Source organism: Frisingicoccus caecimuris (genome assembly GCF_004340975.1).
GTDB classification, from domain to species: domain Bacteria; phylum Bacillota; class Clostridia; order Lachnospirales; family Lachnospiraceae; genus Frisingicoccus; species Frisingicoccus caecimuris.
Window position 1 is genome coordinate 37,089 of record NZ_SLXA01000012.1, and the last position, 23,849, is coordinate 60,937.

A 23,849-nucleotide genomic window follows, 5' to 3' on the forward strand; every position below is an offset into this window, starting at 1 on the left:
CCCCTTTTTACACCTTATAACCTGTCTTGTATATCAAAAGATTACCCGATACACGCTTCTGTAGTTCTCATTGTCGGCTCTTTTCCCTCCTGTTTCTGGCTGTTCTGCTTGATGGCAGTAATTCTGTCATGAAGGGACTGGTGTTCCTCTTTTTCCTCGTCCTGCTCTTCTTCCCCCTCCATCACAGTTTCCTTTTCGTCCATGTTCAGCAATGCATTCAGTTCCGACAGACGCTCCAGTTTCTGGTTTAGTTCTTCCTCTTTCGGAAACGGTTTTTTCACCTCTTCCATCGCATTCTTCAGCTGTCCCTGCACTGTCTCAAGCTTTTGCTCTGCTTCCGCCAGTTTTTGTGGGATTGCCTCCAATGCATTATTGATCCTGATAATATTTCCGTTTTCATCGGAGCCAAGGCTGACACGATATACATTTTCATTTTTCAGGAAAAGGATAAATTCCTTGTTCCAGGAATCAAACTTTAAGCGAATTGAAAATCCCTGATACTGTCCGACATTGATCATGGCATCTGCCTGTTTCATGGACTGACAGACGGCAAGAAGGGCTGCTCCCGCTTCTTTTTTCTCAGAGAATACTGTCCCACCGACTTCCATCACAAATTTCTCCGGATCCGTGATCTTATTTGCCTGATACTTTTCCAGATCCGCCCTTAATCCTTCGATACTTTCCTTCAGCTTTGCGATCTGCTGTGGATAATTCTTTGCAATATCATCTTCCAAACGGTAATGGTTGCTCACAAAATTGGCTTTCAGCAGTTTTAACTTTGAGACTTCTATATCCAGTGACATTTTCTCCTTAATCGCCGGATTCCCCGTTGCCAGGGCTTTTACTTCCGCATAGGACAATGCCGTATCATCCACATCCTCACAGCTTCGTACCGGAGATTTGCTTGTCATGATCTGGGAGATGAATTTCTGCTTGCTTTCGATCAGCTGCCACATAAAGCTGTCAAAGGTTCCTTCCGTCACATACCGATAGATATGCACTTTCTGATTCATGTTGCCCTGGCGAATGATACGGCCCTCCCTTTGTTCCAAATCGGAGGGTTTCCAGCCCACGTCCAGATGGTGCAGGGCAATCAGCCGGTCCTGAACGTTGGTCCCAGCGCCCATCTTAGCAGTGGAACCTAGCAAAAAACGGACCTGCCCGGATTTTACTTTACTGAACAGCTCCGTTTTCTTTACCTCTGTATTGGCAGCATGAATAAATGCGATTTCCGCCTCCGGCACTCCCTTGGCCATGAGTTTCTTTTTCAGATCATCATAGACGTTAAAAGTGCCATCCCCCTTTGGTGTGCTAAGGTCACAAAAAATGATCTGGGCAGACCTTTTTGATACCGTCTCCTTCCAGATGGCAAAGCTTTTCTCCACACAGGCACAAATTTTACTTTCCCCATCATCCGGGAGCATTGGATTCACAAGGCGCTGATCCAACGCCAGCTTTCTTCCGTCATTCGTCACCTTAAGCATGTTATCGACGGAGGAATCCACAATACCATTTCGGATCACTTCTGCCCGCTCTCCAAGACTTGCAACAATGTCTTTCTGATATTCTGTCGGCTTTAACACCACGGTCTCATATTCTGCTTCCGGCACCGGAAGTTCTAGCTGGTCTGCCGTCTTAATATCAGCAATCTCCTTAAACATACTCATAAGTTCCGGGATATTGTAAAATCTGGCAAACCTGGATTTTGCCCGGTATCCGGTACCTTCCGGAGCCAGTTCGATACTGGTCACAACTTCACCAAAGGTGGATGCCCAGGAATCAAAATGTCCCAGTCCCATCCGGTTCAGTTTGCCATACTGCAGGTAACGCTGCATGGTATAAAGTTCCGTCATACTGTTGCTGACCGGTGTGCCTGTAGCGAATGTAATGCCTTTCCCGCCAGTAATCTCATCCAGATACTGGCATTTGTTGAACATATCCGCCGATTTCTGGGCTTCATTCTGGGCAATGCCTGCCACATTCCTCATTTTTGTGTAAAGGAACGCATTTTTGTAATAATGGGCTTCATCCACATACAGACGGTCTACCCCCAGTTCTTCAAATGTGACCACATCATCCTTTTTCTCTTTGTTCTCCAGCTTTTCCAGACGTCTCCTGAGACTTTTCTTTGTCTTTTCCAGCTGTTTTACTGTAAAACGGCTTCCATCAACCTCATACTTTGCCGCCTGAATCCCTGCTTCCAGTTCTTCGATCTGCTCTTCGATGACCTTTTTCTGGCGTTCTTCCGATAAGGGAATCCTCTCAAACTGGGAATGTCCGATGATCACAGCATCGTAGTTGCCCATTGCGATTCTGGCACAGAACTTCTTGCGGTTTGCCGGTTCAAAATCTTTCTTCGTTGCCACAAGGATATTGGCTCCTGGATAAAGCTGCAGGAACTCGGCTCCCCACTGCTCCGTCAGGTGGTTTGGAACAACAAAAAGGGTTTTCTGGGCAATGCCAAGACGTTTGCTCTCCATAGCTGCGGCTATCATCTCATAGGTCTTTCCGCTTCCCACTACATGGGCAAGCAGGACATTATCCCCATAAAGCTGATGGGCAACGGCATTTTTCTGGTGCGGGCGAAGCTCTATTTCCGGATTCATTCCCGGAAAGGTCAGATGGCTGCCATCGTATTCCCTGGGACGGATGGAATTGAAGCGGTCATTATAAATCCTGCACAGCTTTTCCCTCCGTTCCTGGTCCCTGAAGATCCAGTCCTTAAATGCTTCCTTGATCGCATCCTGTTTCTGGGTTGCCAGCATCGTTTCTTTTTTATTCAACACACGGATTTCATTTCCCTCTGCATCAATCTTTGTGTCATAGATCCGTACATCTTTTAAATTCAGGGTTTCTTCCAGAATCTTATAGGCATTGATCCGGCTGGTGCCATAGGTTGCTGTGGTCAGCACATTCCGGTCACTGTCCGCATTTTTACCGCTAATATTCCATGCACCGCTGGCTTCCGAATACCGGATATCAATTACCCTTCCAACCAGATACCCAGGGGTATCAAATAGTTCTTCCATAAAATCCCGGTATATTTCCGGGGCGATCCACGTGGCTCCGATCCGGACTTCAATCTCTGACGCATCCAGGTCTACCGGCTGCACCTGTTCCAAAGCATGTACATTGCTGGTAAATTCCGGGTGGTTTTCCGCAAAGATTCTTGCTGTTTTCAGCTTCTCCCGGACATTACCGGATAAATATTCATCCGCAGTCTCCCACTGTCCATTGACCGGATCCCGAAAGATTACACCGGTCAGTTCTTCTGCAACTTTCTCTTCCGGCTTACCTGTCAGTCCTGCCATATAAGGAAGGTCAACCCTTGCTTTTTCATTCAGGGAAATCGTCAGGGCTTCCGCCGCAGTTTCCACACTGGTCACAGCCACTGCTTTCTTAATCGTCCGCTTGGTGAACATATCCGCTTTCCGTTTCAACGTACCGTCTTCATTAAGATCCTCCAACGAACAGAGCAGACAATAAGAAGAATCATCGGAGAATGCCCGTTTGTTTGCATTGCTTCCGATGACCCCGTATTTTTCCGTATAGGCATCATAGACCTGATTCAGTTTGACCTGAAGCTCCTGTATCGCCTCATCTGTTGCATTTTCCTCCATCTGCAGGGCGATCAAGTCCCGGACTACCTCACGGATCTCAACCATACCTTTCACACGTTCCGCCGTGGCTGCCGGCAGCTTCACCGGATTCATCAGGGAATTTACCCGGTAGTAGATCTGGTCATCCACCACAGTAAAGCTGTAGTTCCGGACAGCCGGATCCGCAGGAATGCTTTCCATGATCTCATCCAGTTCTGTTTCTGCCGTTACTGCCGGAACCATCGTTCCATGGATTTTCGCTGCGGCATCTTCCAGCTGTTCCGCCAGGTCTGCCCCTTCCAGCGGAAGGCAGGCAGTCTCCATGCCATATGGTCCGGATACCTCTGCCATCGTTCCAAGTACCATTTCCGGGTGGGTAATAAAATACTGGTTTATGGTAATCCCATTCCCATCCTCTCCAAAAGCAACCCATTCCGGCTCTTCCATGGAAATGCTCTCCCTCTTCTGGAAAAACAGGATGTCTGCACTGACTTCGGTTCCCGCATTCGCTTTAAAGGCATTGTTCGGAAGACGGATCGCACCGAGAAGCTCTGCCCTCTCTGCAAGATACTTCCTTACCTCCGGCGATGCTTTATCCATGGTTCCCTTGGTTGTGATCAGGGCAGCCACGCCACCCGGTCGTAACTGGTCAATGGTCTTTGCAAGGAAATAGTCGTGGATCATAAAATTATACTTGTCATACTGGCGGTCATTCACTTTATAGGAACCAAAAGGGACATTTCCGATTGCCACATCAAAAAAGTCATTGGGATAATCGGTCTTTTCAAATCCTTTGATCTGAATATTTGCGTTCGGATAAAGCAGTTTTGCGATCCTTCCGCTGATGCTGTCTAGTTCCACTCCGTAAAGCCGGGACTGCTGTAACTTGTCCGGAAGCATTCCAAAAAAGTTTCCTACACCCATGGACGGTTCCAGGATGTTTCCCTTTTCAAATCCCAGATTCTGAAGCACCTGGTACATACTCTCGATGATAACAGGCTGTGTATAATGGGCATTCAACGTGGATTCCCTTGCCTCCGCATATTCTTCCCTGGTAAGCAGATCTTTCAGTTCCTGATACTCGTCACTCCAGGATGCTTTGCTTTCATCAAAGGCATCCGGCAAGCCTCCCCACCCTACATAGTTTGACAGGATTTCCTGCTCCTCTGGTGATGCATAACGGTTCTCGCTTTCACATTTTTTCAGAACCCGGATTGCCATCACATTGGCTCTGAATTTTTCTTTTGCCGTTCCATAGCCCAGCTGGTCATCCGTAATATGAAAATTGACTGCCGGTATCTCAGCAGATAATGCACGTTCCTTTTCCCCATACTCATTCCAGACACGTTCCGATATTTGCCGGAAATAGATGGATTCATTTTCCATGATACTGTAGCTGACTTCCTGGAGTTCTTCCAGATTTGATGCATTTTCAATATCCTCATGGTACTGAAAATAAAGGGCTTCCCGTTCCAGTACCATCTCCAGCCGTTCCAGTTCCGGTTCGGACATCCGCTCCCAGATATCATCTTTTTCCGTATGGATAGTAAACCCTTCCCCGTCATCGTGGTATTCCACCGTATAATGCAGGATATCCTGCTCCCCACGTATCTCACAGGTAAAGTCATACTCCGTTGTCCTGCTCACAGAGGAATACTGGCGGTTTACTAATACCAGGTTCTGCACGTCTTCTGCCCTTAATGGCTGCCCGCTTTCCTCCGGCTTATCTTCCACATTTTCTTCCGCAGGAACTTCCTCATGAACTTCTTCAGTTTCTTCCGGAACCTCCTCCGTTTCCAGAGACTGCTTTACTTCCTCCATATCAGCAAGCCGCTGTGCTTCCTGCCGTTCTTCATACTTTTCCAGTTCTTCCGGTGACAAAAAATCATCCATCCGGATCAGCTGCCTCGTCCTTGAAGCTGCCTGTTTCCACTTGACAAGTGTTCTCAGGCTCGGGTTGGAAATCTGCCCTTTGCTCAAACGGATTCCCTTTGCATCATGCCACTCATCGGAAAGATCGCTTCCCTGGATGCCTGGCGTGCATCCTCCGTCTCCATACTCATGTTTTAAAAAGTCAGCTGCTTCTTTTTCATCGTGATGTTCCATGAAAAATTCATAGATACGGTTCCTTCCGCCAGCTACATTTCCACCTCTTCGTAAAACAGAATCAATCTCATCCTGCGTAATAAAAGCTATTTCCGGCGGTGTTACGGTTTCTTCCTGCCGACTCCAATCGAGCGTCCTTCCAAGGTCATAGACCCTCTGCTTGTATATCGGATTATTCCGGATCTGGTACCTCATATAGTTTTCCGGATGACGTTCCATATCCCGTTCCAGTTCCACAAGCATCTGGTAATACTCCCTTGTCTGCTCCCGGTCATCCAGACCTGCACGGAACCTTTCGGTCGTTTCTGTATGGCTGTATATTCCCCTGATAGCCCCGGTATCCCGGAAATGGAGTGCCAGCTGGCTGGAAAGTTCATCACATTCCACTTTAATGGAGTTCTGCATAATCACGTTGGAGACATAAGTCCCCGCATCATACATATCCTGAATGCGGTTTGCCGCTTCTTCCCAGGTAAGCATACGGTCATAATTGTGTCTTGCGGATTCCCCACGTCGGAATCGCATCCCGTCCACGTCATACCAGATACTGAATTTCTGTCCGGAAAACTCAAACCCTTTCCCGCCGGTACCATATTCCTGGATGAGAAAACTTCTCAGTTCCTCATGGTCAATTCCTTCCACAAGTTTTGCAGTGATATGGAATAACGTATTCTTCCGACCGCTTCCGGTACGAAGCACATCATCCACAATTTCATCCGAAACAAAAAAAGCGGCTGGCTGTGTGAGTGCAGCTGCCGCTTTCCTGATCTCTCCAAACTGTTCTTCCTCTGTAGGGAACAGGCTTAATTGTATATAATCTCCTGAACCACCAGTTCCTCTGCCTGTGCCCGGATCCGGTTCATGTGACGGGTCCATGCCATGCTGTCGGCTGATTTCTCCGGTGCCGGGTCTTTCTCCAGAAGCTGCATGGTCAGGTCTTCCACTTTCTGTCTGGCTTCGCTGTCCACTTCCATCAGATGGCTGCCCAGCCTGTTCTGCAGTGCCAGTATGCTGAATCTGGCTTTCTTGTGGTTCCTCAGATATTCCTTCCGCATCATCCCGTATTTCCCGATGGTTCCCCTGGTCTCCTCCAGTTTGATATCCGGGATCAGATAATCTCCGTTCCTGCTGTAAGTGATCTCTCTCATGCTCTGTTTCCTCCTTGTTTTCTTCTATCTCTTGTTCTGGTGTAATTTCTTTGCTTTCACGAATTAACGTGTTAAATTCATTATAGACCACTTCCGATTCTTTTGCAACCGTTTTCCTGTCATTTTCCAGATCCATAAGGACATACCGTCCAAGCTGCATCAGAATCGGTCGGCAGATCTCATTAACCGCTGTGCCAAGGTGCCCAAGCACACGGAGGTCATTAAAATCCGTGATGTGCCGCAGGCTGTCCGCAGACAGGTACTCTTCCGTATCTATCCCGCAACGTTTTAAAAGGACATACCATACACTGTCGGTCATAAGGTTCCGGAACTCCACTTCCTGGTTCTGTTCATCCAGTTCTTCCAGAAATGTCCCCTGCACATCCAGTTTCAGTTCATCAAACGCATCCGGAAGCCACTTCCGCACACTTTCCTGTGCTGCCTGATGCAGGGTTCCGGCAAGCCCGCCATCTCCTTCGTCCAATCCATACGCTCTCTGCAGATAATCTGCCGCAAAGGCACGGTCATCCTGTGGCAGCACCCACAAAGCCGGATCTTTCCCCAGATTCCTCACCTTATAAGTATCCGAAATATCAAACACATACCGCAGGCGGTTTTTCGGGCTGGATGTATAATCAATCAGGGCAATCCCTTTGGAGCCTTTTTTGATCCATCGGTACATCCGCTTATTCCATACCTCCATGGATGCCACGGCAGTTGCTTCCGGCCTCTGGGCAAAGATCAGAAGCTGTTCATCAAAGGTGTATTTATATAACCGGGATGCAGTATCCAAAAAACGCATCCACTCTTCCGGCTTTGCTGCGATGTCCTTTGCGACTTCTTCCGTCAGCTGTTCCATGGCATATAATTTATTTGCCATACCCATTCATCCTCCTCTCATTCTATCGTCGTTTCCCGTTTTTTCTTCACACCGGATGTTTTCTGACCGGATGTGATCTTTTTCCGGTTTTCCTCTAAGGATTCCTTGATTGATTTTTTATGTGGTTTCTCATATCCATAATTCTCTGCTTCCTTTTCCGCCACTTTCAGATTGATATCATTCAAATCCACAGAGTATTGAATCTGCTCCATAGGAAGGATCTTTTTTTCCCGGAAAGAAAAATAGGACTGGTCATTTCCAAGAATCACATGGTCAATCACAGGGATTCCTGCCAGCATACAAAGTTGCTGCATTCTTCCCGTGAGTGCAATATCATCCTTCGATGGGTTCAGGCTGCCACTTGGATGGTTGTGGAACAGAAGGATAGAAGCGGCATTCGACAAGAACGCCGCTTTTAATACTTCCCTCGGATGCACCAGTGACTGGTTCAGTGTCCCCATACTGATGATGGCCATGTTGATGGGAACATTATCACTCCGCAAATGAACCACTCCTACCACTTCCCGGTCGTAGTCTTTAAAGGTATCTCCCAATACCCGGATCGCATCTTCCGGTGTAGAGATTTCTTCCTCACTCAGGATCGGTGTTTCTTTCACAAGGCGAACCGATACCTGATCAATTCCGTATTTTCTTCTCACTTTCCAATGCTCCTCTCTTTAATGGGATTTGAAGAATGAACTCCTGGTCTTTTTGTAATTCCAGGCATTTCCGGAGATATCCGGATAACCTTTTTCTTTCTTCCTCTTTCATTTTGCTGCTCATTCCCCTTCTCCCTCCACAACCTCTTCCATAACATCTGCAATACGTCCAAGTTCCTTTACAAGGGAAGGAAACTCATAACTGTTCCTGGCTTTTCCAATCTGATCCAATAAAAACTCCGGTACATTGTTGATTGCCTCCGCTATCAATGCTTTTACCCTTAAATCCTCAAGAGCCAGAAGTTCTTTGAGTCCAAATTCTTCACCCAAAACTTCCTTATACCTGATTAACTCGCCTTCAAGGCTATCCGGTTCTAACCGTCTTTCAAATTTTTCTCTTTTATCATCACCATATAAGCACCACTCTGACATATACATCCTCCTTCATATAAGGGAACCTCCACAATGGAAGTCCCCTTATAACTCTGCTTATTATTGTTACATTACCATAGCCGTATCTCTCGTTTTACCCTGTGGCTTTCCCAGGACATCCCCGGCTTTCATCTCTTCCTTCGCCTTTTCCAGCTTTCCATGAAGCCCGGTTTTCTCTGCCGGCTTTTCTGCCGCAGCCGCCTTTTCTTTTTCCAGACGTGCTTCCCGTTTCTCCGCATTTTCCATCACGGCTGTTCTGCCATCACAGAACTGCACTTTATCCGAAAGAATATCTTCCAGTGCTACTTCTGTTGCATTGACTTCTTTTACCATGGCATTCAGGGCTTTCACATCGAAATCCCCATTATCCGGCAACAGAAGTGTTTCATGGATGGAGGAAGGCAGGATATAAAAATCGCCCTTCATAAACTCCCCGATCTGTTTTCGGATATCCTCATGCAGGATCAGGGATGCAGCATTCATTTTCGTTTCGTTCGTCAGGCAAAACATGGGCATGAAAAATTCCTCTGCCCTCCTGTCTCCGTTCAACAGATTCTGGGGTTTTTCTCCCATAATAGAGGACTCCATCAGATCATTCATTGAGTATAAAGCCGGTCCTCGGTTCTTATCTGATGCCATCGCATCCTGATGGAGAGTCTGGACATCAATCTTCCATGCCTCTAAAAGTGCTTTGGTCACGGAAACCGAAGCAATGCCGTCTTTATTTTCCGACAGATTGACCGTGTAATAAGCAGCGAAATCCCCATGCATGGTCACAGCCTTATCTTCCAGCCATTCTTTGTTTTTATCCGGGTCACACATCCTGATCTGCAGTTTATCTTTGACATTCCCATAATCCATCATGCCATTCACATCAACATTCAGATCTGTATCCATCTGTTCAATCCAGAGGTCTGCCACATCCCCTACACAGGCATCCGGATTTTTCCCATTCCGGTATTCCTGGTAAAAGGAATCCAGATATACATTCGGTGTAATATTGCTGTCTTTTGCGGGAATGACCACCGCCGTCAGTGTCAGTCCGTTTTTCTTTACCACTTCCTGCAGATGGATATTGGCATCCGCATATTTTTCCGGAAGATAGTCCTTCACATTGTCTTTTACATATTCAAAAAAATCTTTTCTGTTCATCATACACAATTACCCCCTTCTGATCATGTGCTGGTTCATTCTCTTTTTGTTGACTGCCTGCTCTGCTTTTTTCTGGTATGCCATCATTCTCTTGAATGATCTCTCCTGCATTTCTCTCCCTGCCTGCACTGTGTTCATTGTTTTCTTCATATTCTTTACCTGTCCTTTCCTGATTTTTGCTATGATAAAAGAGAGCCCTAAATTAAGGCTCCCTGCTCATATAAGGTTACTATTTTCTTTTTCTCTTTCTTCTGGCTGCCAGAAGTCCGGCAATGCCGCTTACAGATATTGCCAGCAGTACCACCGGAAGCCAGAGATTCGTCTCATCCCCGGTCTTCGGGTTACCGGCTGATGGTGTTCCTGGTGTGCCTTCCGATGTCTGTGGCACTTCCGGCTTGTCATTTGTCAGGTCAAAAGTCACTTCCACAATCGGTGTACTGTCATCTTTGTAGGCAAATACCACTTCATGCTCGGTCTTATCCAGTGTGTAGCCATCCAATGTCTTGGTTTCCACCAGATAATATTTCTTCTCACCGGCAAATTTACCGTCTTTGTAATCAGCGATCTCATAAAGGCTGCTCTCCGCATGACCGGCAGCATCCGTCTTTAAGGTCTCCAGCACCTTTCCTTTGCTGTCACGGAGTTCAAATTCCACGCCTTTTAACGGCTCTCCGGTTTCCTTATCTGTTTTATTCAGGATCACTTTACCTTTTGCGGTATCATCCTTCATAACAACGGTCTGGATCTCACCGGTATCTTTCACTTCAAAGGAGACATCTGCTGTCAGGATAAATCCTTTCGGTGCCTGTTCTTCCCTGAGTGTGTATTTGCCAATCGGCAGCTTCTCCACATAATGCGGCTCCTCTGTGGAAGTCCAGCTTTCTACTACCTGGTCATTTTCATCTAGGATCGTCAGCTTCGCACCCGGGATCTCCTGGTCTCCGGTGATATCCGTTTTGCTGATCTGCACCTTTGTCACATCGTCCTTCATCTCATGCTTCTGGATCTCTGCAGTATTCTCAATGGTAAATTCGATGCTTTCTGCGGTTACATATCCATCTGCAGGTTTGGTTTCTGTCATTGTGTAGGTCTTGCCGACTACCAGTTCTTTGATTACATGAGCTTCTTCTGTGGATACCCATTCATCCACAACATTTCCGTCCTCATCGGTCACTTTCAGGTGGGCACCGGGAAGTTCATCCCCTGTTGTCAGGTCGGATTTTGTCAGCTCCACGGTTGTTGCCTCATTTTCAAAGGTAAAATCATAGCTTACCTCTGCCTGCTCAGCACCGGCGTATTCAAAGGTGAAATCCTGTTCCTCATTGGTGGCCACAAAACCATCCGGGGCATATAGTTCTTTCACATAATAGTTTCCGTCTACCGGCAGGTCTGCCGTAAAGGTGATCTGACCGTTTTCATCGGAAGTCTTAAGCTCAATGAGCGTATCTGCTTCCAGCAGGACATCGCCGTCGGCATTTTTGATATCCTCCCTTGTAAACAATCCGAAGATACCGCCTGCCAGTACACGCTCCGTATCTTTTTCCTTTTTCAGGACGGTCACTTTGACTTTCTGTCGGTTATTCTGCCATGCTTCATCATACGTTACCACCGGGGTATCCTGGTCACGGTAACTTAAATCCACAAACTTAGGCTCCCCATCCAGCACATAACCATGGGCAGTTTCTGCCTCTTTCACATAGTATTTTCCAACCGGAAGATCCCCAAGCTGTGCAATACCATTGGTATCTGTGGTAATGGTTCCCACCAGTTCATCTGCTTGGAAGTAATCCTCGCTGACACCATCTGCCGCTTTGATATCTTCTGCAGCATAAACGTTGAAAGTAACTTCGGTAAGGCTTCCGGTGATATACTCAAACAGATGCTCCACAGTGCCTTTTGCGTTATCCAGAAGCGTTACTTTATCCAGGAATTCACCCTTTTTGTTGATGATCAGAAGCCCGGTCGGCACTTCATCCTTCATTTCAACCTTCTGGACATCGCCGTTATCCTCAACAGTAAACGTGATATCCGTTGCTTTCAGGTATCCATACGGTGCAAATTCTTCCCGGAGTGTGTAAGTCTCACCTGCCACCAGACGTTTGATCACATGCGGGGCATCCTTAACAGAAGTCCATTCATCCACAACATTCCCGTCCTTATCCAGCACTTTCAGGCTTGCGCCATCCAGTTCTGTTCCAGTGGTAATGTCAGATTTTGTGATCTCCACTGTGGTCGGCTGGTTTTTCTTTACGGCTTTCAAAACAACTGTTTCCACATCCTGTCCCTGATAGGACGCATCAAAGTCCAGGACTTCATTGGAGGAAACAAATCCTGCCGGGGCTTTCAGTTCTTTCACATAGTAGCTTCCAAGCGGAAGATCCAGTGTACAGCCTGCCTGTCCCTTTTCATCTGAAGTCATTTCCTGAAGGAGGGTGTCTGCCTCAACGATTACTTTGCCGTCTGCGGTAATATCTTCTTTGTTGTAGATACCAAATACGGCACCTGCCACAACAGCACCATTTTCCGCATCCTGTTTTTCAACCGTAACCGCTACCTTCTGTCTCTCATCACCGACGGTCACTTCCTGCTCTACCACTGGGGTATCCTGACCTTCATAGACAAAGACAACTTCTGCAGCCTCCGGATTTAACACAAAACCTTCCGGGGCTGTTTTTTCTACCACTCGGTAAGCACCAAGCGGAAGGTTTTCAGCTACTGCCATTCCATCCTCACCGGTTGTGATCGTAGTCACCAGTGTATCCTTTGCATAGACTACAATCCGGTTCCCATCTGCGTCTTTCTGATAATCCGGGGAGTAAATATCCTCCGCCGCATACACTCCAAAGACGGCATCTTTCAGGAACTGCTCTTCGTAAATGAAATCCTTGTTAAATCCAGCAAGCATCTCACCTTTTTTGTAAACAGCCAGCTTTCCTTTGACCGGATGGTTTTCGTAATCTACTTCAATCACCACATCCCCGCTGACAGAATCCATCTGGTATGCAGTATTGGAATCCACTGCGATTTCCACATAATTCTGGTTTAAGGTATAGCCATCCGGGGCTGTCACTTCCTCGATCCGGTAATGTCCGATGCTCAAATTGTTCGGAAGGATCAGATAACCCTGACTGTCTGTGAAATAGGATTTGTGGGTAACAGTGATCGGGTAAGTAGTAACCTGTTCCACATATTTCTTATGATCCAGGTCATAAATCTTAAATTCTGTACCTGCCACCAGTACCGGTCTCTTTGTTTCATCGTCTTTCTTCACGATCTTTAACTTTGCTTTAAATTCATCATCCAAAAGGATCCGCCAGATCTGCGGTTCATCCGGATGGTTTTCACTGATGGTAACAATAAAGTCATCCACTGGCTTATAATTGTGCGGTGTTGTTGTTTCCTTCACAAGGTAAGTACCATACGGAAGCGGGATGCTGCAGGCATATCCTTTGGCATCGGTAAACATCTCTGTTTTTCCATCTGCGGTCAGCACTACCGGCTTGGCAGATGCAAAATCGTAGCTGCCGTCCGGATTGGTCTTTAAGCTGCTCTTTAAATAAGCAGTAAATCCGGCACCTTTTAACAGGTCTGCGTCTGTCTTTCCATTGTTCGCCGCTTTAATTACCTGGAACGGCTGTTTCATGACCTGTTCCGAAGATTCCGTACTGCGCTCCACGGTCTTTACAAGGTCTCCCTCATAACTGCATTCCAGGTCATACTCACCCTCGTCGATCAGATATCCGGTCGGCGGTGTGATCTCTTTCACATAGTATTTTCCAAGGTACAGATCTTCTACAGAAGCATCACCCTTTTTATCAACTGTCATGGTTGCCACCTGGCTTCCTGCTTTATAAAGGATGCCGGTTTTTCCATCCGGATGGATGATGTTTTCCCTTGCATACACTCCGTAAACAGCACCTTCAAAGGCTGCATCCCCCTGTGATTCCCTTCCGGTCTCCTTATCTTTCTTGACCAGATGGATCGTTGCATTAACACGTTCATTCTCAAACGTATGGGTAAATGAGACGGATGCCTGTTTATCGTTGGTGTATTGAAATCTGAAAGAGAATACATCCTCACTGTTTCGGAAGTAGTTTACAGGTGCCTGCAGCTCTTTCACATAATAGCTGTGGTTGATCGGCAGGTCTGCCTGATATACAGCGTTTCCATCGTTTCCGGTTGTTGCTTTTTCAATCAGGGTATCTTTTCTTACCACAACATTCCCAGATACGTCAGCGATATCCTCCGCCGCATACAGCCCATAGATTCCTCCGGACAGCGGGTTCTTTGTGGTATCGTCCTGTTTCAGCACAGATACGCTTGCTTTCTGGCGGTCATTGGCAAAGGTCACATTTCCTACTGCCACTTCCACGTTCTGCCCTGCATAGCTTAAAGTGACGGTTTTGGATTCCCCTTTGCACACATAATCTGCCGGGGCTTTCGTTTCTGTTACAACGTAAGTGCCAAGATGCAGGTTCTTAAGGGTTGCACTGCCATCCTCACCTGTGGTCAGCCCCTCTTTTACCAGGGCACCCTTCTGGAAAATAACTCTTCCATCTGCCGCTTTAATATCCGCTCCGGCATACACGTTATACACAGCGCCTTTCAATCTCTGTTTTGTGTACTGGAACACCACACCGGAATCTGTGACAGAAGCACCGGTCAGCACTTCCCCTTCCTTGTAAACGGTCAGGTCTGCAAACTGTTCCTTGTCAGTCACATCTTTCTTTGTGGTCCCGCCGATGATCAGGTTGATCCCATAGGCTTTGGTATCCAGCACATATCCGTTCGGTACGGAAATCTCTTTCAAGTACACGGTATTCTGTGTCTTTTCAATCGTGATACTGGATGCGCCATTGGCATCGGTTGCAGGCATCTTTGCGATCAGGTTTTTTCCTGCTTCATCACTGTAAATGCCATAGACCGCACCGGCTACCTTCGCATTGCTTCCGGCATCCTTTTTCACGATCTCAATCTTTGCCATCTTGACCCATTCCACACTGAAATCCACATACTTCTCATCTGTGACACCTTCTCCAAATACCAGTGCCAGGTCCTGTGTGGATGATCCTGTGGTGATCTTATAAGCGGAATAATCCTTGGTAATGCTTCCTTTCATGGTGACTGACCAGGAGCCGCTGACATCTTCAGCCTGTGTCAGAGGTGCGGAAAGATAAAACTTTGTGCCGCCGGACACTTCTACGCTTGCCCCTGCCGCACTGGTCTTTCCGGTTGAAACGTTGTGGAATTTCACGCCGGATGGAAGCTTCATCGTAATCGTCTGAAGCACATCTGCCTTAAAAGTGATCTCCTCCGTTCTCTGGGAATTGCCGTCAATATAGGCTTTTACCTTCGCATTGGAAAATGACATTGCCACATCCGGGATCTCCGGCTGGCTCACACAGTAGTTATAGAGTTCCATGGCCAGTGCCTGTCCGGTGGAGTTGGTTCCGGAAAAGGCATCACTGCTTCCATTTGCATAAGCAGCCGCCAGATGGGTAATGATAAAACGCTTTCCAGTAGAAAAATCCGGATGCTTCTCTGCGAAAAATCCTTCATCCCCGCTGGCTTTTGTACCGTAATAGCAGACTTTAGCCAGTGTCTTTCCGTCACTAAGTTTTGTGATCGTATAAGTTCCATCCCCCGGTCCCGGTTTGGATGGCTGTACGCAATAGGCAGTTGCAGTAATATCACCAAACTTTACGGTATAAGGTGCGGTCAGGTAAGAACCCAGACCATAATCTGCATAATAGTAATATGCCCCTCTGGTTACACTGACGGAAGTCGTGGATCTGGCGCTTGCAAACAGTGCCTGTGCCTGAAACTGTACCGTTTCGCCTTCTTCCAGGCTCAGCATATCAATTCCCTGTTCTTCGCCTTGTTCCAGTACATCAGATACGGAAAGCCCAGTCTCCGGATCAACGGTTTCCTGATCTTCGCTTTCTTCCAATGCTGCATCCAGGTCCTCTTCCGGAAGAACTTCAGAGCTTTCTACTGTTTCTGTTTCCGTCTCAGTAACGGTTTCCGTTTCCACAGAAGTTTCCGTTTCTGCGGTTTCATTCTCCTCTACAGATAATGTCTGCGAGTCTGCCTCCCCGTCATCTGCCGCTTCCTCTGTACCGCCGGAACCGGCATCTTCACCGCCTCCTTCTGAAGCAGCCTGCACTTCTGTTTCCGCCTCTTTAACGATCAGATTTCTGCTGATCTGGTACTTTGGATGTGCCTCATTGACCGGCTCCACATAGTAGACGGCTTTATAGCTGTCTGCGTGGTCTAAAGCAAAATCCTTCCCCTCTCCATTCTTAGCTTCCTCAAAAGTGACTTTCACTTTTTTGTCATCTTTGATCTCCAGCCCGGTAAAATCACAGGCGACATCAAATTCACTGCCAACAGTAATTTCATAATCTTTGGCTTTTACCACCTCATCTTCGTCCAGCAGATCTTTGACCTCTTCATAAAGGGGCGGCTTTTCTTCCGCTTTGGGTTCTGCCGCATAGGCTGTCATGGGCGATAACACTGTGGATAACAGCGTCATCCCTGCCAGAAATCCGGATACGAGTCTCCTTAAATGTCCTGTTCTTCTCATAGATCATGTCCTCTCTTTCATTTTTATATGAAACCAGACAGCCTTCTGGCTGCCTGGTTCCTAACTACCACTTGGGAAAATGCAGGTTAAACTGTGCTTTTCCCTCACCATCAGCTACCATTTCTACAGTAGCTTCATAACTTTTCCCGGTTCTTTTCGATACCAGGTCTTTGTAATTGACTTTGCCTTTCTTCAGGAATTTTTTTGCCGTTGCTTTGTCCATCTTCTTCCCCTGGCTTGCAAGGAAATGGTCATCCTTCCACAAAGAAAAGCGGCATTCCTGCCCGGTACAGTAATAATTCTTCTTACCTTCCCGCACATCACTGCCGCAGACCGGACATTTCCCAATCACTTCTCCCCTTGCTGTTCCCGGAAAACGGCTGCTCTCCTCCTCTGAAATCGAATGGTAACGGGAAATCAGTTCTCCCAGCATATCTGTAATTCCACGCAGGAAATGCTCTGCCGTCTCTGTCCCCTGTGCGATATGGTTTAATGCCATCTCCCACTCTGCTGTCATCTTCGGGGACTTAATCTCATCCGGAAGGACTGTGACCAGGACATTCCCCGCATCTGTCGGCACCAGATTCTTCTTTTCCCGTTTTACAAAGCCGGACTGGATGAGTTTTTCAATGATCCCGGCTCTCGTTGCCGGTGTTCCCAGACCTTTCTTTTCCGTATCCTCTGTCAGTTCTTCATTGCCTGCCCTCTCCATCGCCGCAAGAAGAGTGTCTTCTGTATACTGGCGGGGAGGCTGGGTAAAGTTTTCTGAAACAGAAGTGCTGCACGGACCGATATTCTTTCCAAGGTAAAGGTCAAACTCTGCTTCCTGCTCCGGTTCCCTGACACCAAGAAACTGTTTCAGTTTCTTCTCTATCGCCTGGAACCCTTCCTGTTTTGTCTTCCTTGCATTGAAATAAAACGTATGGAAGTTGCAGGTCAGCTGGCACTTATGGGTCTCATAAATATAGGAATCTGCTGTTGCAGTGAGTACTCTGGCACTGATCAGATACAGGATGTTCCTCTCCTTTTCTTTCAGCTTCTGAAGATCTGCTTTCTCCACTTCCGAAGTGGGGATAATTGCATGATGGTCTGAAACCTTTTTGGAGTTCAGTACTTTGGAGACCTCCGGTTCATACTCAATCCCCTCTGCGAAAGGCATCCTGGATAACAGCACCTGAATGAGCTTTCTGGTACTGTCCCCCATCTCATCCGTCAGATACTGGCTGTCTGTCCTGGGATACGTCACCAGCTTCTTTTCATACATCTCCTGCACTGCGTCCAGCGTCTGCTGTGCCGTATAACCAAAGATTCGGTTGGCATCCCTCTGGAGCGACGTCAGGTCATACAGTTTCGGAGGTCTGACCGTCTTTGTCTGGATATCTTCTTTCTCCACCTGACACATGCGTTCCTTACAGTCCGAAGCCACCTTGTCTGCTTCCTCTTTCTTCTGGAAATGACCGGAAACAGCATCAAACTCCCCGAATGTTAAGTGGGCTACATAGTATTTTTCTTTTACAAACTCCTTCACCCTCTGGTTCCTGTCCACGATCATGGCAAGGGTCGGAGTCTGCACCCTGCCCACTTTCAGGTTCTGGTTATAAAGGACGGAAAAAAGACGGCTCGCATTGATCCCAACCAGCCAGTCTGCTTTTGCCCTGCATAAGGCTGACTGATAAAGGTCTTCATAACACGAACCGTCTTTCAACGATGCAAACCCTTCTTTAATTGCACGTTCTTCCATGGAAGAGATCCAGAGCCTTTTGACCGGCTTTTTGCATCCTGCCTGCTCATAGACCAGACGGAAGATCAGTTCCCCTTCCCTTCCGGCATCTGTGGCACAGATCACCTCATCCACTTCTTTGCTGTTCATCAGTTTCTTTAAAATCTGGAACTGCTTCTTTGTCCCGTCAAGGACTTTCCTTTTCCATTCTTCCGGTATAATCGGAAGGTCTTCATATCTCCATTTTTTGTAACGTTCACCATATTCCGATGCATCACAAAATGCTATCAGATGCCCAACGCACCACGACACCAGATACTCCTTTCCCTCCACATATCCGTCCTTTCGTTCTCTGGCTCCGACCACCTTCGCCAGAGCCATCGCAACAGACGGCTTTTCTGCTACTACTAACTTCATCTCACTCTTCCTTTCTGCTCTCCATTTCAATATCGGATTCGACTTCATTCCCCCAGACATCCCATCCGGGCGTCTTCTGCCTCGCAAACAGCTCAATGCGGGGAACATCCCCCATCAGCTGCACGATCCTCTCCCTTGCTTCCTGCGGCTTTTTGCTGTGTTCCTCGATGTGGGATACAATCACCTGATGGACTCCGGCAGACTGCCGTTTCGGTGAACCTCTGGTTGCCAGGATACAGAATTCAGCATTGCTCCTTGTCCAGTACCCCATCCCCCAGAACAGGTTGTCCGCTTTCTTATTCTGCTTGATCCAGACAAAAGCAATGGTCTTATACTGGAATCCCCATGCCTGCAGGACGGAAAGCCCTTCCAGCAGGCACGGGACCGTCACCCACAAAAACAGGGCACAGTCCTTTTCTGCAATCTCCGCCACCGGCAGGGCACGGATCTCATCAATCCCCATTGTGGGGTAATGGCTCTCTGCACTCCGCCCTAATCCTTTTTTAGAATACACACGGTACTGCCACGGCGGATCTGCATAAATAACCGGATATTTTTTCATCTGCATCAAAACACCCCATTATGATTCCTCCTCTTCCAGGACTTCCTCTGGATCCTCTTCATCCGGAAGTGTCTCTTCTTCCGCATCATCCGGTTCCTCAGGTTCTTCCGCTTCTTCGGTCTCATCGTCCTCATATTCATCCTCATCATCGTATTCATGCTTCGGCTTATAGACCTTGAAGTAATATCCGGCACCTAACGCACCGGCAGCTGCCAGCCCGATCAGAAGATAGGAACCAACCGGGGATTTATCCTCTGGCATCTGCACTTCCTCTGTTTCCTGCTCTTCCTCTTCCGGCTCCTGCGTCGGCTCCGGTTCCTCTGTTTCCGGTTCTGCATACACGGTATCCACTTCCGGGAGAGTTACCGTATCGGAAAGCGTAAAGTTCATCAGGTCTTTTTCACTGACTTCCGTCAGGAAATACACATTGTCCTGTGACTTGGAATTATCAATGACCAGATAAAACACCTTGCCGCTTTTGGTGGAAATGGTGTAAAACTCTTTCGTCCCTTCTGTTGCTGTCTGGGTAATGTTTTCTGCATCTTCCCCGGATGCTGCCAGTTCTTCTTCAATCCCCGTCACAGTACGGTCATCCACGGTTCCCCTTGCCTCCGTCGGTTCCGATGCCTGTGCATCCTGCGGAAGCGGAGATGTGGTCGCTTCTTCCGTTGTAGAAGCAGTGCCCGTGGTACTCATATCGTTGTTCGCTGTATTCTGCTGTTGTGCCTGACGCACCGCCCATTCATAATACGGGTTCTGGAGGGTGTACTTATCGGAAGTATTCCCGGCACCATCCGTCACTGTGATCTTGATCTGCTTTGTGGTAAAGTCTTTCTGTGTGAGCTGGATCTTCAGTTTTCCATCCGAAAGGTCCGTATAGGTAGTCCCGTTGACGGTTACCGCAGAGATCCCGGATACCGCATCATTTCCCTGGATGGTCAGCACACCATCCGTGAGGGAAGCAGAAAGGGTTGGTTTTTCCGTATCATAACAGCGGATGGAACGGTTCTGTTCATACACCGTTCCTTCTGCATCTGTCACCCGCACATAAACCGTCTGGTTTCCGTTGATGGTAATGCTTCTGGACTCTGTAACATCCTGCCAGCTCCCATCTTTTCCAGCCTTTGCTTCGATTTTTGCGACTTTGAAGCCTTCCCCCATCTGGCTGGCATCTACAGTAATGGAAACGGATGTATCTCCCTGTTTCCACCCGTCCGGCTTTTCAATGGCGATGGCAGGGTTCGTGTTCTCCGCCGCATAAATGCTCTGGGCAGAAAAAAACGGGGTTGCCATACATAAAAATGTGGTAACTGCAAAAATCCCTTTTTTCACTTTACTGCCCCATTTCCTGTGCTTCCCCGGTGCCCTCTGTTCTTTCATTTTCTCTAAATTCATCATCAGCTCTTGTTTCCTCCTTCTGGAATCCTGCCAGTGTCGGCAGTTCCGTTTTCATTCTTTCCCGGAACGCATTCAGTTCCGGTATGGTCATATCCATGCCACGGATGATCCGCACGATCTCCAGGTTCTCCGCTTCTGTCTTTGCCGCTTCCGCAGCCTTAAACCGCTTCAGGTCTGCCTCATACCGTGCCCTGGATGTCTCCATTTTTTCCTTTGCCTTTTCATAATCGGCAACTGCTTTTTCAAGGCTCTTCATACTGCTCCTTTCCGGGCGGCATGACCACCGCCCTTTTTTACCATCTTCCAAATCCATAAAAATGGCTCTGCCAGTAGGATGAATAAATGGATGTGTACTGTACCGGATGCCCGCAGTGGATCATCTGCCCGCCGCCTACATAGATACCGATATGCGTTACCGGCACACCTGCATCATAGGTTCCGGTAAAGAAGATCAAATCTCCCGGCTGTACATCGGACTCTGGTACCGGTGTACAGATATCATAAAGCCCCTGGGCGGTCAGCCTTCCGGTATTCCTTACCCCTGAATTGGTCAGGCAGTAACTTACAAATCCGGAACAGTCAAACCCGCTCGGCGAATATCCGCCCCATACATACGGGGTTCCCAGATATCTGGCTGCTTCCTGCAGAAGCCTCTGTGCTGCTTCACTGGTGTACTCATTTCCACCAAAGATCGTCCCTTCTCCTGTTTCCAGATAAAAGATGGGGTTCATCCGTTCCCCATTTTTTAGAAGTTCCATGTGGAGATGGCTTCCTGTGGAATTTCCGGTATTTCCTGCAAGCCCTATCACATCCCCTTTGGTAATGGCATCCCCGGAAGAAACGCTTCTGCTTTTCAGATGTGCATACCGCAGTTCATAGCCTTTACTGTCTTTGATCACCACATAATTGCCATAGCTGTCATTATACGCAGAGGTTGTTACCGTACCGGTCAGCCCTGCCAGTACTTCCGTACCTTCCGGCACTCCGATATCCACTCCATTGTGGAGCTGGTTTGCACCGGAGATTGGATGGATCCGGTATCCATAATAGCTGCTCACGTTGATATACCAGTTGAAGTCAAATGGTGTCCCGAACATCTGCAGGTTGCCTTTTGTTTCATTGTAGGCTGAAAACAGTTCCCTCTGGAAAATTCCCAGACGGTTCTGGCAGATGCCCGTCAGGCTGCTGGAATTTAAGGTCACGTTCAGCACATCCACATCCCTGGTCCTTGTCACTTCCACTTCCCGGCTTCCATTCGCATCCGCAAGGAAGCATTCCCAGGTCTGGTGCCCATGTGCAGATGCTGCCGAGTGGCTGTCATAATATACATCAAACTGGACACCGTAACGGGCAAATGCCCCGGTATCTTCCACCGTGTATTCCACACCATTCATGACCACTTTTGTCCCCATTGGAACAAACGGGTTGGACGCATCTACTGCAAGGGTATGGTTCGCTGTCGGATACACCCCGGATGCCGTCGGTCCTCCTGACCAGATGCCACAGCAGATTGGGCAGTTGCAGTAACCGCTCGTCACAACATTTCCAAGGGATTCCCCTACCCGCACTGTCGTTGTCTCCGTCACCGTCTCATTCACAGCTTCTGTCTCCAGCTGGTACTGGAGTGCAAACAGCCTGTCCAGTTCCGGCTTAACCTGTTCAAAGGTAAACTCTTCATATTTGGCAGACAGGTAGCTGATTAAAACAAACGGGTCATGCTCAATCGGTCCGATATTGTACCGGTATTCGTCATGACCAGGCTCTTCCGATTCCATCTGGTTGATTCTCTCCTGCAGGTTTGCTTCCAGCTGTGTGTAGTAAAGGTCTGCCTGCCGGATTGCCTCATCCGAAGAGATATAGCTGGTTCCGGTGTAATTGATCAGGCTCTGCATAAATGCCGAGGAACAGGACGTTACGCTGGTCATGATGAGGAACATCATCCCGATCAGGGCTGCGATGCTGATATAAACCTTCCGGTGTTCCTTGAAAAAGTTGGTAACTTTGCCGCCGATCTTCTTGATATAGTCAATCGTGCCGACCGCTGCAGTCCCCATTGCCTGCTCACTCTGTTTTGCTTTGGCATATTCCTTTTTGATCCGTTGTTTCTGGATCAGCTTCTTCAAATAAGACCGTTCCTGATTTACGGAAGACTCTGCCGCAGCCTGTTCTGTTTTCTTTGCCTGATAAGCACTCGACCGGCTTTTTCTCCGGTTCCGCCTTCTGGCACTTTGCTGTTCCAGATGGTAAAGCCCCTCTGAACCTTCAGCTAAACTGTTTGCGCCTTCCACCGCTGCATTGCCATCATCATTTTTTCTGACCTGGCGGTGGACAGATACTGCCACAGCGGTGCCTGCTTTTTTGACAAGGGAAGCGTCTTTTGGGCTTTCCCCTTCAAATTTCAGCCGGCTTTTCTTTTTCGCCCCTGCACTTTCTGCATTTTCCTGATAGACCTTTTCTTTCATGGAATGCTTCTTTGGTGCGTTTTTCTTTTCTGCCTCCGTGTGGGCAAGCTTCTGGTTCCGCTTCTTCTGGGCATCATGGCGGAAATTTACCCCGTCCGCATCCATCCGGTTCAATTTAGCGGAAGAATCGCCATCCCTGACTGCCTCCGCCGTCTCCTCATAAGCAAACTTCAGTCTCTGCTTCTGCCCCGGCTTTTTACTGCCTCCGGTCTGTTTCTTTCTTGCATCTCCCCTTGACTGGGCAAGGTCTGTATGCTTCTCCTGAAGTTTCCCACTGCCGTTTTTCTTCTCTTCCAGTGACAGTTTAGAACTGGCGCTGCCCTCTGCCTGTTCCCGGATCATTTTCCGGGATTTTGCCTTATCTACTATTTGTGCCTTTGCCGGTGCATCCCTGGAATTCTGCACAGAATGCCTGACCGGATCGCTGCTTTCCTCTTTCGCCCCTCTTCGGTTGGAAAGATCCAGCCCTTTTCCGGTATCCTTTTTTGACATCTGCACATCCCTGGTACGGCTGCTGACACGAACAGTGGATTTATCTGCCAGGTTTTCTTCCACCAGACCATCCTTTGTCATCTTCTGGACGGTTTTCTCCCTGGCTTTCATTCTCTGTTCTGCCATCTGTTACCTCCTTCATTTTTTCCCTGCCTGCACGATACAGGTAAGAACCAGACCACATACCATGCCTGCCGTAAATGTCAGAAAATATGCTAATACGTGCATCGTTTTTC

General features: G+C 47.9%; 12 protein-coding genes. All 12 read right to left on the reverse strand.

The window, feature by feature from the left end:
* Positions 1 to 41: 41 nt before the first annotated feature.
* Positions 42 to 7,733: a DEAD/DEAH box helicase family protein gene (locus EV212_RS14090; RefSeq protein WP_132093116.1), complete on the reverse strand. Its 7,692-nt coding sequence runs from the start codon at positions 7,731 to 7,733 to the stop codon at positions 42 to 44.
* A 17-nt stretch (positions 7,734 to 7,750) separates the two neighbouring features.
* Positions 7,751 to 8,392 (reverse strand): JAB domain-containing protein, encoded by a 642-nt coding sequence (locus EV212_RS10880; protein ID WP_132093119.1) that lies wholly within the window; start codon positions 8,390 to 8,392, stop codon positions 7,751 to 7,753.
* Positions 8,393 to 8,512: 120 nt separating this feature from the next.
* The gene (locus EV212_RS10885; protein ID WP_243115537.1) at positions 8,513 to 8,824 is read right to left on the reverse strand and encodes an HrcA family transcriptional regulator; all 312 of its coding nucleotides are present in this window, start codon (positions 8,822 to 8,824) and stop codon (positions 8,513 to 8,515) included.
* Positions 8,825 to 8,890: 66 nt separating this feature from the next.
* Entirely contained in the window at positions 8,891 to 9,979 is a 1,089-nt protein-coding gene (locus EV212_RS10890) for a DUF5688 family protein (RefSeq protein ID WP_132093125.1), read from the reverse strand.
* Positions 9,980 to 9,985: 6 nt separating this feature from the next.
* The gene (locus tag EV212_RS13485) at positions 9,986 to 10,126 is read right to left on the reverse strand and encodes a hypothetical protein (RefSeq protein WP_002585002.1); all 141 of its coding nucleotides are present in this window, start codon (positions 10,124 to 10,126) and stop codon (positions 9,986 to 9,988) included.
* Between the two features lie 79 nt (positions 10,127 to 10,205).
* On the reverse strand, positions 10,206 to 16,562 hold the full coding sequence (locus EV212_RS10895; RefSeq protein ID WP_132093128.1) for a SpaA isopeptide-forming pilin-related protein: 6,357 nt from the start codon (positions 16,560 to 16,562) through the stop codon (positions 10,206 to 10,208).
* A 64-nt stretch (positions 16,563 to 16,626) separates the two neighbouring features.
* Entirely contained in the window at positions 16,627 to 18,699 is a 2,073-nt protein-coding gene (locus tag EV212_RS10900; RefSeq protein WP_132093131.1) for a DNA topoisomerase 3, read from the reverse strand.
* A 1-nt stretch (position 18,700) separates the two neighbouring features.
* Positions 18,701 to 19,261, reverse strand: a complete 561-nt coding sequence (locus tag EV212_RS10905; RefSeq protein ID WP_132093157.1) for an MT-A70 family methyltransferase — start codon at positions 19,259 to 19,261, stop codon at positions 18,701 to 18,703.
* Positions 19,262 to 19,279: 18 nt separating this feature from the next.
* Positions 19,280 to 20,659 carry a CD1107 family mobile element protein gene (locus EV212_RS10910; protein WP_330570501.1) on the reverse strand — a complete coding sequence of 460 codons (1,380 nt, stop codon included), beginning with the start codon at positions 20,657 to 20,659 and terminating at the stop codon, positions 19,280 to 19,282.
* Complete coding sequence (locus tag EV212_RS10915; RefSeq protein ID WP_243115538.1) at positions 20,595 to 20,972, reverse strand: DUF4315 family protein; 378 nt, start codon at positions 20,970 to 20,972, stop codon at positions 20,595 to 20,597. Before EV212_RS10915 ends, EV212_RS10910 begins: the two co-directional genes overlap by 65 nt.
* Entirely contained in the window at positions 20,953 to 23,724 is a 2,772-nt protein-coding gene (locus EV212_RS10920) for a CD1108 family mobile element protein (protein WP_132093166.1), read from the reverse strand. Before EV212_RS10920 ends, EV212_RS10915 begins: the two co-directional genes overlap by 20 nt.
* 27 nt (positions 23,725 to 23,751) lie before the next feature.
* Positions 23,752 to 23,841 (reverse strand): DUF3789 domain-containing protein, encoded by a 90-nt coding sequence (locus EV212_RS10925; protein ID WP_119201469.1) that lies wholly within the window; start codon positions 23,839 to 23,841, stop codon positions 23,752 to 23,754.
* Between the last annotated feature and the right edge of the window lie 8 nt (positions 23,842 to 23,849).

What these genes read in the sequence shown, in the direction of transcription:
- EV212_RS10910 (WP_330570501.1), bottom strand. Translation starts at nt 20,659, where the DNA reads ATGATGAATTTAGAGAAAATGAAAGAACAGAGGGCACCGGGGAAGCAC.
- EV212_RS14090 (WP_132093116.1), bottom strand. Translation starts at nt 7,733, where the DNA reads ATGGCAAATAAATTATATGCCATGGAACAGCTGACGGAAGAAGTCGCA.
- EV212_RS10905 (WP_132093157.1), bottom strand. Translation starts at nt 19,261, where the DNA reads ATGAAAAAATATCCGGTTATTTATGCAGATCCGCCGTGGCAGTACCGT.
- EV212_RS10885 (WP_243115537.1), bottom strand. Translation starts at nt 8,824, where the DNA reads ATGTCAGAGTGGTGCTTATATGGTGATGATAAAAGAGAAAAATTTGAA.
- EV212_RS10890 (WP_132093125.1), bottom strand. Translation starts at nt 9,979, where the DNA reads ATGATGAACAGAAAAGATTTTTTTGAATATGTAAAAGACAATGTGAAG.
- EV212_RS10915 (WP_243115538.1), bottom strand. Translation starts at nt 20,972, where the DNA reads ATGGATTTGGAAGATGGTAAAAAAGGGCGGTGGTCATGCCGCCCGGAA.
- EV212_RS10925 (WP_119201469.1), bottom strand. Translation starts at nt 23,841, where the DNA reads ATGCACGTATTAGCATATTTTCTGACATTTACGGCAGGCATGGTATGT.
- EV212_RS13485 (WP_002585002.1), bottom strand. Translation starts at nt 10,126, where the DNA reads ATGAAGAAAACAATGAACACAGTGCAGGCAGGGAGAGAAATGCAGGAG.
- EV212_RS10920 (WP_132093166.1), bottom strand. Translation starts at nt 23,724, where the DNA reads ATGAAAGCCAGGGAGAAAACCGTCCAGAAGATGACAAAGGATGGTCTG.
- EV212_RS10900 (WP_132093131.1), bottom strand. Translation starts at nt 18,699, where the DNA reads ATGAAGTTAGTAGTAGCAGAAAAGCCGTCTGTTGCGATGGCTCTGGCG.
- EV212_RS10895 (WP_132093128.1), bottom strand. Translation starts at nt 16,562, where the DNA reads ATGAGAAGAACAGGACATTTAAGGAGACTCGTATCCGGATTTCTGGCA.